Genomic DNA, 14,943 nt, shown 5'->3' with positions numbered 1-14,943 from the left:
GTTCCCTCTCCGGCGAAGCCGCCAGTGGTGGCTTCTGGTATGTCCAGATTCCAGCCGGTGGTTGAGTAAGGCCCCCCCCAGTCCGGTGGGGGAGGCCGTTGTTCACCATTCCAACCAGCGCGCACGGGAAAAGCGTCGCACTTGCGACGCAAATGCATCTCACAACCGGCATTCAATCAGTGGGGCAAAAGCGGCGTCACAGCAGGGTGTCGATGAGTGTCTGTGCCATGGGCCACGGGCCATAACCGGCTGCGGGATTGAGGTGCCCAACCGCCCCCAACTCCACCAGCAAGCTACCCCACTGATTGGCCAGCTCCGCGGCGCGCGGTGCAGCGCACAGTGGATCGTTGTCGCTTGATGCGACCAGAGAAGGGAAGGGCAAAGGTGCGCGCGGAACGGGCAACCAACCGTGCTCGTGCAACGTGTCGGTGGTTGGATAGCCCGCTGGCATCGGTGTTTCCAGGTCAGCAGGGGTGGCCAGAAGTGCGCCATGAATCGGGCGGCGGTGCGTCTGTGCCCAATGCACGGTGATCATCACTCCAGCGCTATGGGCGACAAGAATCACTGGGCCATCGATGGCCTCCAACGCCCGGTCAAGCGCCGCCACACGAGCTGCGCGACTCAGCTTGTCATGCTCTAGCGGCGGCACGGAGCGCGCGCTTGGAAGCTTCGCTTGAAGCAGGGTTTGCCAGTGTTGCGAGACGTGGTCGCGTAGGCCGGGCACAAAGAGGATGGTCGGGGTGGTCACTTGGCGCTTCCGTCAGATAGGGGCCGCAAAGATCAAACTTCGGTGGCCAGTGCGGGTGACTGGACACGCTCGATGTCACACGCGTAGTGGGTACGACCGATCCAGAAGGCGAGGGCGGCAAACAGTGCCATCAAGGGAATCACCTTGAACGCATCAAGCAGGCCTACGCGATCGGCGAGTACGCCCGTCAGCAACGGCCCGGGTGCAAGGCCCAGCAGATTGTTGGCAAGCGTGAGCGTTGCAAAGGCCGTCGCGTGAATCGGCGTGGGCGTGAGATTGGCGACCATGGCCCCCGCAGGCCCGCAGGTGCCTGCAACCAGAAACATGCCCATGCCGATAGCAATAAGCTGAGGCGTGCCGGGCGTCATCTGAAAGGCTACGCCAAGGATCATCGCCGTCGTCACGCAGTACGCAATCGCCATGGCCATTTTTCGTGGCGGCGAGTGGCGGCACACGCGATCAGTGACAGCACCGCAGACCACCATGCCAATGGCGCCGATAAGCACGAACACCGCGGCAGTGACGCCCGCCTGGTCAGGCTTCATCGCGTAGTAGCGATTGAGGTAACTCGGCATCCACGCAATGATGGCCGCCATGATGAACAGCTGCAGACCGCTGCCGATATACGCGCAGATCACGGACGTGGTGGAGAAGAGTCCTGCAAACAGGTTGCGTAGTGAAAGCTTGAAGCCGGGCCGGTTCAGTCGCGACTCCGTGGTTTGGCCCTGGCTTGTGCGCACGCGCCGCTCGTTGACCGTCAGCGCATACATCACGACCAGCGCTGCGCCAAAGATCGCCATGGCGACAAACGCCGAACGCCAGCCGAATCGCGCGGCGAACACGCCGCCGAGGGCCATGCCCACCACCGAGCCAAACGCGCCGCCAGCCATGAAGGCACCCGTGAGCGTGGAGCGCAGGTGTGACGGAAAGATGCTGATGATCAGCGCAATGCCCACGCTGCCATAGGCGGCTTCGCCGAGGCCGACAAAGAAGCGGGCCGTCAGCATTTCACCGTAGTTGGTGGAGATCGCACACCCAAGCGTGGCGAGGCTCCAGAGCGTCGCCATCAGCAGGATGCTGCGCACTCGCCCCCAGCGATCCGCCATCACCGAAAGGGGGAAGGTCAGTACACCGACCAACAGCGCGACCACACCGGACAATGAGCCAAGCTGCGTATCCGAAAGCCCCCATTCGGCTTTGAGCAGCGGAAAGACGGCGTTGAGCACCTGGCGCGACATGTAGTCCGACAGGAGGAGGCCGAACGTGAGCGCGAACACCAGCCACGCATATAGGCGTGGCCTGGCCACGGATGTGACCGGCGTTCCCAGTGTGGATGCCTCGACGTAGTGCATGCCCAAGTTGGCCTCCTCGGCGACAACGCTGCCGAATGTGTGGGTGTGAAGGCCCGCGGACGCGGCATTGACCGCATCCGCAGGCCGTGACGACTCAGGCTGCAAGTTCAGCCAGTGCCGGCTTCACCGGCTTGCGGTTGGGTGAAAAGCCGTTGGCGGCCAGGGTCTCTTCGATGGTGTCGTAGAACACGCCGATCTTCAGGATCTCGCGCGCTTCCTTGCCATTGGCAATGTCACGACCGAATTCGCGGGAGATGCGCACCAGCTGCTCGATCTGTTCCACCGTCGTCATCTTGGCGGTGCGCGATTGATTCCACAGGTTGTCCTCGATGCCGCAACGCACGTGCAGCCCCATGGCGATCCCCATCATGTTGATGGGCAGCACGTTGCGCATGCTGCTCTCGACGGTCAGCATGGAGCCATCGGGAATGGCGCGCAGGAAATTGGCCATGTTGTAGATGTTGGGTGCATCCATGCCGCCACCGATCGCCACCCAGTTCATCACCAGCGGACCCTTGTACACGCCGCGACGGATCAACCGCTCGACGGTCTCGTAGCTGTTGATATTGTAGAACTGGAACGCGCTCTGGATGCCGGCAGCGGTAAGGCGCTTGATGTGCTCTTCAATGAAACCCGGGCCCGACGGCACGATCATCTCGCGATAGGCCTGGTAGGTCTGCGGCTCGGCGATGGACGTGCCGGCCAGGTCAGCCATCTCCATCTGCTCGACGATATTCATCTGCACCGTGTTGACGGTGACGGTCACCTGGTCGGGCTTGGGATCGAGTTCGGCCAGCATGTGGCGGGTGTCGTCCTTCAGCCACTTGGCGCTTGCGCCATCGGTTTCCGGGGCGAATGAAATCGAGCCGCCCACCTGGATGACCATGTCAGGCACGGCCTTGCGCACGCCGGCGATCAGCTCGTTGAACATCGACAGGCGCTTCGAACCGCGGCCATCCAGCTCGCGCACATGCAAGTGCAGCACGCTGGCACCGGCGTTATAGCAATCCACCGCCTTCTGAATCTGCTCCTCCATGGTGACCGGGATGTCTTCGGGAAAATCCGAAGGGATCCACTCGGGGCCATAGGGCGCAGCGGTGATGACCAGCTTGTCCTGGTACTCGGGAATCAGCGAACCGTCGAGGAAGTTCATGGCGTGTCCTGTTGCTCTGTGATGGTGGGTTGGGGTTCAGAACGTGGCGTCGCCGACGATGCCAGCGCGCTCCATCTTTCGATGGCAGGGCGGGTAGTCCATGACCGCGTAGTGCTGTGTCGAACGGTTGTCCCAGATGGCGATGCTGTTTTTGCTCCAGCGCCAACGCACCTGGTATTCGGGAATGTGGGCCTGGCTGATCAGGTAGTTGAGCAGCAGGCTTGCGCCAGGATTGGCGTCCTGGCCGTAGCACACGTTTTCTTTCGTGTGGAAGTTGGTGAAGTGCGTGGTGAATGCGTTGACGAACAACACCTTCTCGCCCGTTTCCGGGTGCGTGCGCACCACCGGGTGCTCGGCATCGGGATACTTCTCGCGCAGGGCATGGCGACGCTCGATGGGCATGGCCGCGCCAAAGGACGCCTCGATACTATGGCGCGCATACAGAGGCGCGATCTGCTTCTTGATATGGGCCGGCAGCATGTCGTATGCCGCCACCATGTTGGTCCACATGGTATCGCCGCCGACCGGCGGGCATTCGACGCAACGAAGCACGCAGCCCATGGGCGGGTTGGCGCGCCAGGTCGCGTCGGTGTGCCAGGCGTTTTCGTAGCGGTCTGCCGGCGCGTCGGGGGTTTTGTAGATCTGCACCAGCCCCGGGGCGTCCGGATGGCTGGGTACGATCGGGTGGTCTTCCAGCTCCCCGAATCGACGGGCGAACGCCGCGTGATCCTGACGGCTGATGTCCTGGTCACGCAGAAAAAGCACGCGGTGCTTGAGCAGCGCGGACTTGATCTCGCCGAACAGGTCGTCGTTGTGAACGGCATCCGCAAGATTGACGTCGAAGAGTTCGGCGCCAATGTTGCAGGTGAGTTGCTCAATGCGCATGGCGTTGCCTCAGATGACGAAGATCGACGAGCCGGTGGTCTTACGCGACTCGAGATCGCGGTGCGCCTGCGCCGCATCCTCCAGCGCATACCGCTGGTTGATTTCGATCTTGATGCGGCCGGACGACACGTGGCCGAAAAGTTCCTCGGCGAGTGCCGCCTTGTCCACAGGATCGGCGATGTAGTCGGCCAGTGCCGGTCGCGTCAGGTACAGCGAACCCTTCATGGCGAGAATCTGCGGATCGAACGGCGGGATGGTGCCGGAGGCCGTGCCGACGCACACCATGAGTCCGCGCCGACGCAGTGAGTTGAGTGAAGCGTTGAAGGTGGATTGGCCCACCGAGTCGAACACCACGGACACACCCCTGCCATCCGTCAGCTCGCGCGCACGTGCCGCGATGTCTTCGTGGCTGTAGTTGATGATCTCGTCGCAGCCGTGGGCCCGCGCAACAGCGGCTTTTTCTTCCGTCGACACCGTGCCAATGACACGCAGGCCGAGCAGCTTGGCCCATTGCGAAACGATCAGGCCCACGCCGCCGGCTGCGGCATGCAGAAGCAGTGTTTCACCCGCCTGGAAGGGATAGATGCGACGCATCAGGTAGGCGGCGGTGAGGCCACGCATGGTCATGGCCGCAGCCGTTTCCGTGGCAATGGCTTCGGGCAGGCGGATCAGCGGTGCCGCGGGCACGATTCGGGCCGTGCTGTAGGCACCCAGGGTGTTGAGGAAACCGGTGTACGTCACGCGATCGCCGACGGCCACGTTGGCGACGCCCGCACCGACGGCCTCGACGATACCGGCCGCTTCGACACCCATGCCGTTGGGTAACGGAATGGGATACGTGCCGTTACGAAAGTAGGTGTCGGCAAAGTTGAGCCCCACCGCGTGATGCCGCAAACGGACTTCGCCCGGGCCGGGCGAGCCTACCTGGACGGATTCGTAGCGCAGCACATCGGGGCTGCCTGACTCGTAAAAACGGATAGCGTGTTCCAAGGGAGACTCCTGTGCTCAAACCATCGGCGCGAGGCGCCGCGTACTGCTGACCATGGGGTGGCGTGGCGTCATGGCGGTGCCAGGTGCGCCATGCGAGAGAACAACTGCTGGAAGGCAGCCTTTGCCTCGCCGTTGGCACGCGGACTTCCCTGGCGAGTGGCCGCCGTGAAAATCTCGTTCCAATCGGCTTCGGAGAGATAACGTTGAGCGATGGGAAGAATCACGCCCTCGACGCGCCCCACGTGTTCCCACATGAACTGCGCGTAGTTCTCGACGGCATCCCGAAGCTGCCCCTGAACCCACTGGCCCTGGCTGAAACGCTCCACGCCTTCGGCCAGCGCTTCGGCCATCGCGCGCTCGCGTTCGTGCTGGCGTTCCAGCTCATCGAGCTCGGCATGAACGACGGCCGTGCGTCCGCGCAGCACGACGTACAGATAGCCGTGCTCTTTTGGATGCTGGAGGGCGAGCGGCAGTTCAATGACGTACCGGGCCATGGCGCGCATGAGATCGACATCCTCGGCGCTGCACGCGGCGTCCCGGTTGAGCAGGTATATCCATGCGTGCAGCACCGCAGAGAGCGCGCGGTGCTCGTCACGGATGATCTCGATCATCGGGTGGACCTGGCCAGCTGGCTGAGCCGAGGACACGAGTACCGGCAGCTCGCCCGACATCAGCACGCTGGCTGTCTGGGAACCCAGTGCGGCGCCACGCACCGCGCGATGACCGTGAGGCGCCATGAAGATGAGATCGCAACCGAGCTTCCGCGCGGTGTCGAGGATCGCCTGATAAGGCAGGGCGCCATCGAGGATGACTGAATCGCAAGGAACGCCGAGCGCACGCGCGGCCGCTTCGGCCTTGGTCAGCAGTGCACGGGCGCGATCGCGATAGGTGTCGGCGTAGCCAGTCTCGTCGTCGCTGCCATCGGGCTGCGCCGAACGATGATCGTGCACATGCACAAAGCTGACCCGGGCTCCAAGCGCACGCGCGAGATTCACGGCCTTGCTGACCGTTTCGATCGTCAGATCGCTGTCATCGAGCGGAACCAGGAGATGACGATACATGCGGACTCCAAACAGATGTACTACCTGCGACCGCGGCGTCGAGCCCACCGCACCTTGCGATGGCCGCCGGAACATGTGCTGTTGCGTGGGTAGCGATGCAATCCACCGTCGCTTCCCGACAGGCGCGCGCCCGGCCGCCCAGTGGAGCCTCCGTTTGCGAAGGCTCATCGGTTGGACTCCACCCCCATCCGGCCGGCGCGCGCGCCCACCGGACCCCAGGCGTCGGACGGCTGGATCGCCAGACATGTTCTGTCACGAATCCAAGGCTAGGTACGCCTCGCCAGGGAGACCCCCCCCGGCTAGGAGGGGGAGTCTCGTGAAGGGTGAGTGATGAGTAGCGACGCCGGTTGCAGCGTGACTACAATGATTTGTGGCGCACGCCTTGGGTGGGTCGCTCAGGGAGCGAGGGCAGGGCCACAGCCTCATTCTTTCGGGAAATTCGCGGCAGCCTACCTGGATCAGCTTGATGGCCCTTACAGCCGGCGGAGCAGCTCCCGCCATTGCCGAACTGGTTCTGAAAACCACGCCGCCGCGTGCGCCGCGCTATTTGCTGGTGCGGCCACGCCTGGGCCTGGATGACGAGCAGTTCCGCGAGCGGCCCTTCATCCTGGTGCAGGCACCCGCGGGGTTTGGCAAGACTTCACTGCTCGCGCAATGGCGACATGAATATCTCGCGCGCGGATGGGCAGTCGCCTGGATCTCGGCCGACGGAAGCCCGGATCCCCAGCGCATGCTGCACAGCCTTGTGCTTGCGGTGCGCATGGGGTGTGGTCGACCGCAGTTCGGCGCGACGCTGCTGGAAAGTGCTTCCGTGGCGATCGGCGAGTACGAGGGCGTCACCGCGTGGCTCAGCGAGGTGGCCCAGGCCCCGCTGTCGATGGTGCTGATGATCGATGAAGCCGAACGCCTGCATCCGGGCAGCCAGGCTGCACTCAATTATCTGCTGCACAACGCGCCGCCCAACTTGCGCGTCGTGGCGGCGGGTCGCTCCGATCTCGCGTCGATGGTGGCCGACCTGGAAGCCTATGGCCTGTCGACTTCGGTGGGCGTCGAGACGCTGCGATTCACGCTGGAGGAAACCATTGGCTTGGTGCGCAACCGCATCGGCGCCAAGGCGGATCCTGACACCTGTGCGCGGCTGCACGAACTGACGGAAGGCTGGCCGCTGGGCCTGCAGCTTGTGTTGGCTGCCATGGAGCGGGGCAGCGATCTGCGCAGCGTGGTGGGGCCGCACTCGCCCGATTCACGCAACCAGCTGGTTGAGGCACTGACCGCCAAACTCGCGCCGGAGGACGTGGCATTTCTCACCCGCGTTGCCGTGGTGGATCAGCTGCATCCGGATCTGTGCGTTGCGCTTACCGGTGACCAGGGGGCACCGCAGCGACTGGCGCGGCTTGCCCGCGAGACGCCGATCTTCGTCGTTGGCGAAGACTCCGACTGGTACCGCCTGCATCTGCTCGCCCTCGATGCACTGCGCCTGCATCTGGCTGAACTACCCGAGTGGGAGAGGGACGACTTGCATGGCCGCGCGCAGGACTGGCTGGCCGCACACGGCATGCTGACGCAGGCCGCGCGCCATGCGCGGGAGGCGGGCAGGGAAGGCGTTGCCGTCGACCTGGCGCAGAAGGGCCTCTACGAGGCGGTGATCCAGGGCCACATGGGCACGATGCGCGAATGGCTCGATGTACTGCCTGAGTCCGTGCTTGATCAACATCCGCAGCTGCGGCTGGCGGCGGCGTGGTCGCTGGCCGTGAGTGAGCGTCACGAAGAAGCTGAGCGCATGGTTGGCCTGATCCTGTCGCGGCCGGACGTGAATCTCGCCTTGCGCTACGAATGCGTGCTGATTGCCAGCGGCGCGGCCTACTACGCGGACGATCCTGATCGCTGCGTCGGCATGCTGGCCCCGTGGAAGGCTGCCCCGCCGGCCGAGGAGCCCAAATTCCAGCGAATGCACATCAACCGCCTTGCCATGATGGCCCTGCTGCAGGGTGATCCGGCGGAGGCGCGGCGCCTGTGCACGACGCCAGGCACGGATTTGCCAAGGGAGCCCGACTACGCGATACGTTGGCGCGATTTCATCATCGGCCTGAGTTTTGTGTGGGAAGGACAGATCCTTCTCGCCGAAGAAGGTTTGCGTGCCGCCCTGGTCTCCATCGATGCGAAGTTCGGACGACGACATCCTTTGTCGTGCATGTTCGCCGCGTTGCTCGCCTCCATTGCCTACGAGCGCGATCACATGGACGAAGCGGTGGCCTTGCTCGCCAATCGCCTGGACGTCCTGGAGCGCGTCGGGGCGCCCGAGTCGATTCTGGTCGGCTATCGCACCGTGACACGCGTGGCGGCCGCGCAGGGCGAGGAGCATCGCGCGCTGGATATCCTGGAAGCATCGTTCGCCATTGGTGCTGCACGCCGACTGCCGCGTCTGTGCATTGCCAGCCTGGGAGAGCAGGTGCGCATGCATGCCAGCCGCTTTCGCCGCGAGACGTGCTCGGCACTCATCGCGCGCATCGACGAGATGGTGGCCAGCGAAAGCCCTGGCCGCGGCCCCTTGTGGCGACGGAACGTCGAGATGGTGAGCGCCATGGCCCATGCCTACAGCGCGATGGCCGCCCAGGATTGGCCCGGCGTGCTGGAGTCCGTGGCACGAGCGGCCCCCTTGGCCGAACAGGCCCACCTGGGACGCTTTCGCATCGAATGCATGGCACTTCGCGCCTTTGCTCTGGACCGCAACGGCGAAGACGGCCGCACGCTGATGATCGAAGCCATGAGCCTGGCCCGGACCTATGGCTTCGTGCGCCTGTTTACCGATACCCATCCGGTGCTCACCGACTGGGCTTATCGCGTCATGGAAGAGGCAAGCGGCGAACCGGCCACGGTTGCCGCGTCGCCGTCGCGCGTGATTCCGCCGCCCATGGATCAGCGCCAGGGCGGCCCGCGTGTCATGCCAAGCATGGTGTTGACGCCCAAGGAGCGCGAAGTGCTCGAGTTCCTGGCGCGCAACCTGTCGAACAAGGAAATTGCCCAGGCGATGGCAGTGGGTGAGGCCACCGTGAAATGGCATCTTAAAAACCTGTTCGGCAAGCTGGGGGTAGGTACCCGCCGGCATGTCGTCCACCGCGCACAGCTGCTCGGTCTCATCCAGGGTCTGGAATAGCCGCCAAAGCTGGTAGGCGCTGCGTTTGCCGCCCCGTAGACCCCGGCGTACGCCTCCGGAGACCGGCTCCTCCCGTTGACTTGCTTGCCCCTCCCCCGACGTTTTGGGGGGGGTGTGGTTTTCAGCGCTCCTAACAATGGGTATCGACCGCTTTGGCGTGTCCCTGCCAGTCAGGCGGGACGCGAAGACCGGTGACGAGAGCCAGGCAACTAGAGAGCGTGGGTGGTGCCAGAGCATGCGCCCCGACGCTGGAATCACCATTGTGAGGAGTACGCGCATGCAATTACGCAAAGCCTTGATCGCCGGGGCCATTGCCGTTTTGATCTCCGGCGTCGGCCATGCCAGCGTTTCATCCGACGAGGCAAAGAAGCTTGGCACCACGCTCACCGGCGTTGGCGCAGACATGGCCGGTAGCGCCGATGGCGCCATTCCCGCCTACAGCGGCGGCCTTACGAGCCCGCCTTCCGGATTCAAGGCAGGTAGCGGCATCCGTCCCGACCCGTTTGCCGGTGAAAAGCCGCTGATGTCGATCGACGCCAAGAACATGGACAAGTACTCGGCCAATCTGACCGAGGGCACCAAGGCCCTGATGAAGAAGTATCCGGGCTATCACATCGACGTGTATCCGACTCATCGCACGGCCGCCTTCCCGAAATTCGTCATCGAGAACACGGCCAAGTGCGCCGTGGAAGCCAAGACCGATGCGGGCGGTCGTTCCATGAGTGGCTGCCACGCGGGCTTCCCGTTCCCGATGCCGCAGACCGGCTTCGAAGCGATGTGGAACCACCTGGTGCGCTTCAACGGCGTGGCCTATGACACCAAGTATCGCAACTACAACGTCGACGCCTCCGGGCACGCGACGCTGTCCACCGAAGGCAATGCCGTCGAAGAGTATCCGTACTGGGATACCAGCAAGCCTGGCGCGGATGTGTTCTGGCAACAGCGCCTGACCTACACCGGCCCGGCGCGTCGCGCGGGTGAGGCGATGCAGATCGTCGATCCGCTCAACTACAGCGACAAGGGCCGCAAGGCATGGCAGTACCTGCCGGGCCAGCGCCGCGTGAAGGTCGCCCCCGATCTCGCGTTCGATACGCCCAACCCGGGCTCGGGCGGTTCGTCCACCTTTGACGATGTGTTCCTCTTCAACGGCTCCATGGAACGCTACGACTTCAAGCTCGTTGGCAAGAAGGAAATCTTCGTTCCGTACAACGACTACAAGATGGCCTACGGTTCAAAGGCCGATGATCTGCTGACGCCGAGCTACCTCAACCCCTCCGACGTGCGCTGGGAAAAGCATCGCGTGTGGGTGGTCGAGGCGACGCTCGCTGCCGGCAAGCGCCACATCTACAGCAAGCGCACGTTCTATCTCGACGAGGACAGCTGGGCAGCCGTTGCCTCCGAAGCGTATGACGCGCGCGGCCAACTGTTCCGCACGGGTTTCGCGTACATCACGCCAGCCTATGACATGCCCGCGCCGGTAGCCGACCTGCATGGCATCTACGACCTCATGGCCGGCTCGTATTCGTTGACTGGCTTCTCCGGCGAGACGGGGGGCGTGCGTTACACCAAGCCCTTGTCTGAGCGCGACTGGGCTCCGGAGTCGCTGGCCGGATCGGGTGTTCGCTGAGCGTCCATCAGGAAGGATCGTGAGTATGGTCGCGGAGCGAAGCCACCTTCGCTTCGCGACTCCCTGGCATGGCAATGGCGGTGGTGAAGTACACGCTGTCTGACTGCGGCGACGAGCAAGGTTCTCGGGGGAGGGTTTGCGTCCAGCGTTACCCGACCAGCACAGCGTCCCACCGCCATTTGCCACGCACCTCGTGACGCGGCATCACCTGTCTTTACACGTGATGCATGACGCCGGGCATCCGGTATCACGAGATTGGTTCAGTTGTAGATTTTCGGGGCATCCCATGTTCAAGCCATCCATCTGTCGCACGCTGGTCGCTCTGGCGCTCGCGCTTCCCGCTGTGTCGATCGCCGACTTCAGCGATGTGCTGGACACGCCAGCGGACATGAGTCCATTGGCCGCCAGGGGTTTGCTCAATGACCTGGCCGTCGCAGGCCAGCGAATGATCGCCGCGGGCCAACGCGGTCATATCGTCTACTCCGATGACCATGGCGCGAGCTGGAAGCAGGCGAGGGTGCCGGTGTCGTCCGACCTGGTCGCCCTGAGTTTCCCAACGCCCGCCCTCGGATGGGCCGTGGGGCACGACGGTGTCGTGCTGCACACCACGGATGGCGGCCTGAACTGGTCCTTGCAGATGGATGGTCGTCGCACGGGGCCACTGATGCTGGAGCAGATCCGCGCACGTGCCGCGAAGGGCGAGCTCGGTGACAAGGCGCAAGCCGACAAGCTGGTCGACGAAGTGGGTCACACGGCAGCGCAAGGCGCTGAGAACCCGTTTCTCGGCGTGTGGTTTGCCGACGCGCAGCATGGCTTTGTCGTCGGCGCGTTCAACGTCATCTTCGAGACGACGGATGGCGGGCAACACTGGGTATCGTGGTTTGATCGCACCGATAACCCGGATCGACTTCACCTGTACGCCGTGCATGGCATCGGTACGGACGTCTATATCACCGGCGAGCAGGGTCTGGTGCTCAAGCTTGATCGCGAAGCGGGGCGCTTCCATGCGCTGGAAACGCCGTACAAAGGCACCTATTTCGGCATAGCAGGAACCACCGATGCCGTGGTGGTCTACGGCCTGCGCGGCAACGCCTATCGCAGCACCGACGGCGGTAGCCACTGGTCGCCCGTGGATACCGGCGTGCAGGACAGCATCACCGGCGGATCGAGCTTCGGTGCGCAGGGGCTTGCCCTGGTGAGCCAGTCCGGCACGGTCCTTTTCAGCCGCGACGGCGGCGAGCATTTTGTTTCCCATCGACCGGCCAAGCCTGCACCCGCATCAGCGGTGGCGGTATCCGGTGACGTCATCGTGACGGTCGGCGCGAAGGGCGTACGCGCCCAGGCGCTGCAGTAAGCCGGCCAGGATCTATTTCATGACTGTTTCTCCCAAACTGCTTGATCGCAAGTCCGTCGTGCGGTCCATCGAAGCTTTCGACAAGCGCTCCGGCAACTGGCTGGAGCGACTGGTGTTCAATCACCGCTTCATCATGGTGATGGCGTGCGTGATGGCCACGATGGTTCTGGGCTGGTTCGCGGCGACGCGACTGAGTTTCAACGCCAGCTTCGAGAAGATGATTCCCAGTCACCACCCCTACATTCGCAACTACCTGGAGAACGCGGGCGAGCTTCGCGGCCTGGGTAACTCGTTGCGCGTGGTGGTGGAAAACGAAGACGGCAACATCTTCGATCCGAAGTACCAGGAAGTCCTGAAGAAGATCAACGACGATCTCTTCCTGACCCCCGGTGTCGATCGCGCCTGGGTCAAGTCGCTGTGGACGCCATCGGTGCGCTGGACGGAGGTCACGGAGGAGGGCTTTCGCGGCGGTCCGGTGATGCCGGACAACTACGATGGTTCGCCGCAGAGTACCTCGCAACTCAAGCAAAACATCGCGCGCTCGGGCATCGTCGGCCGCTACGTGGGCAACGACTTCAAGTCCAGCATGATCTTCGTGCCGTTAATGGACAAGAATCCGGAGACCGGCAAACCCATCGACTACAGCACCTTGTCGCGTTCGCTGGAAGGTATCCGCGCGCACTATGAAGCGACGCCAGGCGTCAAGGTCCGCCTGCATGTCATTGGCTTCGCCAAACTCGTCGGCGACCTCATCGAAGGTCTGGTGAAGGTCATGAGCTTCTTTGGCATCGCCGCGTTGATCGCGACGCTGGTCATCTTTGGCTACACGCGATGCGTGCGCAGCACGGCGCTGGTCATCCTGTGCTCCGTCGTTGCGGTGGTCTGGCAGCTGGGTCTGGTGGCGCTGCTGGGCTTTTCGCTCGATCCGTTCTCTATCCTGGTGCCGTTCCTGATCTTCGCGATTGGCGTGTCCCACGGCGCGCAGAAGATGAACGGCATCATGCAGGACATCGGTCGAGGCACGCATCGCCTCGTTGCCGCGCGCTACACCTTCCGCCGCCTCTTCCTTGCGGGCGTCACCGCTTTGCTGGCCGATGCCGTGGGCTTTGGCGTGCTGATGATGATCGACATCCCGGTGATCAAGGATCTTGCTTTGACCGCGAGCATTGGCGTCGCCGTGCTGATCTTCACCAATCTGTTGTTGTTGCCGGTACTGCTTTCCTATACCGGCGTCGACCCGGCCGCGGCGGCGCGAACGCTGCGCGCTGAGAAGGACCTGGCCAAAGGGAAGGGCAGCCACTCGCATTGGCACTGGCTGGATCGCTTCACCACGCGCCGTTGGGCCATGGCCGCGCTGGGCGTATCGGCAGTGCTGGCGGTCGGCGCCTTCGCGATAAGCACGCACCTGAAAATCGGCGACCTGGAATCAGGCGCTCCGGAGCTGCGTGCCGATTCGCGCTACAACCGCGACAACACGTACATCACCAGCAACTATTCGCTTTCCAGCGACGTCTTTGCGGTCATCGTCAAGACGCCGCCCGAAGGCTGCCTGAAGTATCAGACGCTGGTCGAGGCGGACCGACTCGCGTGGGCGCTGCAACAAGTGCCCGGCGTGCAGGCGACCACCTTCCTCGGCGATGCCGTGCGCCAGATCACCGCCGGTTCCTATGAAGGCAACCCCAAATGGCTGACGATCGCGCGCAACCAGGACGTGCTTAATTACGGTGCGCAGCAGGCGTCGGTGAACAACCCGGACCTGTTCAACAACGCGTGCTCCATCATGCCGGTGATCGCCTATCTCTCCGATCACCGCGCGGAAACGCTCGATCGCGTCGTTGCTGCCGCCGCGTCGTTCGCCACCGCGCACGGTGCCAAGGACCGGCAGTACCTGCTTGCCGCCGGCAGCGCCGGCATTGATGCGGCCACCAACATGGTGGTGCGGCAGGCCGATCACACCATGCTGTTCTATGTGTACGGCGCTGTGATCGTGCTGTGCTTCGTGACGTTCCGGTCGTGGCGGGCGGTCGTCGTGGCCGTCGTGCCGCTGATGCTCACGTCGATCCTTTGCGAGGCCTTGATGGTGATCCTGGGCATCGGCGTCAAGGTGGCCACCTTGCCGGTTATCGCGCTGGGCGTAGGCATCGGCGTGGACTATGCGCTCTACCTGCTTTCCATCCAGCTCGCCCAGCAACGCGCCGGGGTGCCGCTTGCCCAGGCGTATCGACATGCCGTGCAGTTCACCGGCAAGGTCGTCGCCCTCGTGGGTGTCACGCTGGCCGCCGGCGTGGTGACCTGGGCGTTCTCGCCGATCAAGTTCCAGGGCGACATGGGCATCCTGCTGACCTTCATGTTCCTGTGGAACATGGTGGGCGCGCTCGTACTCATCCCTGCGCTATCCCATTTCCTGCTTCGCGATTCGGCCTTGCAGGCGGCCAGCGCCGAAGTCGAGCGCCCCAAGAGCTTCGGGTCGACGACGAACGGGGCCCGCCTGGTACGGCCCCAGGCGAGCTCGGGCCACCGGTAGCCGGAGGCGGGGCGGGCATCCGGACAGGGCGAGGTGTCCCTACGGCGGCGCATGGCGACAGGCCCGGGTTAACATAGGGACTGTTTCATGCCCCT

The 14,943-nt window shown here is 63.7% G+C and carries 10 protein-coding genes; 4 read left to right on the top strand and 6 right to left on the bottom strand.

Translation table 11 applies throughout. The features are described 5' to 3' along the window. Positions 1-196: 196 nt before the first annotated feature. The 6 genes from EYV96_RS04180 to EYV96_RS04155 all read right to left on the bottom strand — a co-directional run bounded on the left by EYV96_RS04180 (position 197) and on the right by EYV96_RS04155 (position 6,189). Positions 197-748 (bottom strand): RBBP9/YdeN family alpha/beta hydrolase, encoded by a 552-nt coding sequence (locus EYV96_RS04180; protein ID WP_131150227.1) that lies wholly within the window; start codon positions 746-748, stop codon positions 197-199. Positions 749-780: 32 nt separating this feature from the next. Then, positions 781-2,100, bottom strand: coding sequence for an MFS transporter (locus EYV96_RS04175; protein WP_131151483.1), 1,320 nt, complete (start codon positions 2,098-2,100; stop codon positions 781-783). Positions 2,101-2,194: 94 nt separating this feature from the next. Further along, entirely contained in the window at positions 2,195-3,253 is a 1,059-nt protein-coding gene (locus EYV96_RS04170; protein WP_131150226.1) for a beta-keto acid cleavage family enzyme, read from the bottom strand. Between the two features lie 36 nt (positions 3,254-3,289). Next, on the bottom strand, positions 3,290-4,138 hold the full coding sequence (locus tag EYV96_RS04165) for a TauD/TfdA dioxygenase family protein (protein WP_131150225.1): 849 nt from the start codon (positions 4,136-4,138) through the stop codon (positions 3,290-3,292). 9 nt (positions 4,139-4,147) lie between these two features. Next, positions 4,148-5,128 (bottom strand): quinone oxidoreductase family protein, encoded by a 981-nt coding sequence (locus EYV96_RS04160; RefSeq protein WP_131150224.1) that lies wholly within the window; start codon positions 5,126-5,128, stop codon positions 4,148-4,150. 68 nt (positions 5,129-5,196) lie between these two features. After that, positions 5,197-6,189 (bottom strand): universal stress protein, encoded by a 993-nt coding sequence (locus tag EYV96_RS04155; protein WP_131150223.1) that lies wholly within the window; start codon positions 6,187-6,189, stop codon positions 5,197-5,199. 466 nt (positions 6,190-6,655) lie between these two features. On the opposite strand from EYV96_RS04155, the gene EYV96_RS04150 reads away from it, so the two are divergent. From EYV96_RS04150 to EYV96_RS04135, 4 genes are all read left to right on the top strand, one after another. After that, positions 6,656-9,343, top strand: a complete 2,688-nt coding sequence (locus EYV96_RS04150) for a winged helix-turn-helix domain-containing protein (RefSeq protein WP_131150222.1) — start codon at positions 6,656-6,658, stop codon at positions 9,341-9,343. 277 nt (positions 9,344-9,620) lie between these two features. Then, a complete protein-coding gene (locus EYV96_RS04145; RefSeq protein ID WP_131150221.1) occupies positions 9,621-10,970 on the top strand; it encodes a DUF1329 domain-containing protein in 1,350 nt (449 codons plus the stop codon). A 286-nt stretch (positions 10,971-11,256) separates the two neighbouring features. Then, positions 11,257-12,324, top strand: coding sequence for a WD40/YVTN/BNR-like repeat-containing protein (locus EYV96_RS04140; protein WP_131150220.1), 1,068 nt, complete (start codon positions 11,257-11,259; stop codon positions 12,322-12,324). A gap of 19 nt (positions 12,325-12,343) precedes the next feature. Then, positions 12,344-14,848, top strand: a complete 2,505-nt coding sequence (locus EYV96_RS04135; protein ID WP_131150219.1) for an efflux RND transporter permease subunit — start codon at positions 12,344-12,346, stop codon at positions 14,846-14,848. Positions 14,849-14,943 lie beyond the last annotated feature (95 nt).

Source organism: Dyella terrae (assembly GCF_004322705.1).
Lineage (GTDB): Bacteria > Pseudomonadota > Gammaproteobacteria > Xanthomonadales > Rhodanobacteraceae > Dyella_D > Dyella_D terrae.
Note: the sequence above shows the minus strand (reverse complement) of the source record. Positions and strands in the feature narration are given on the sequence as shown.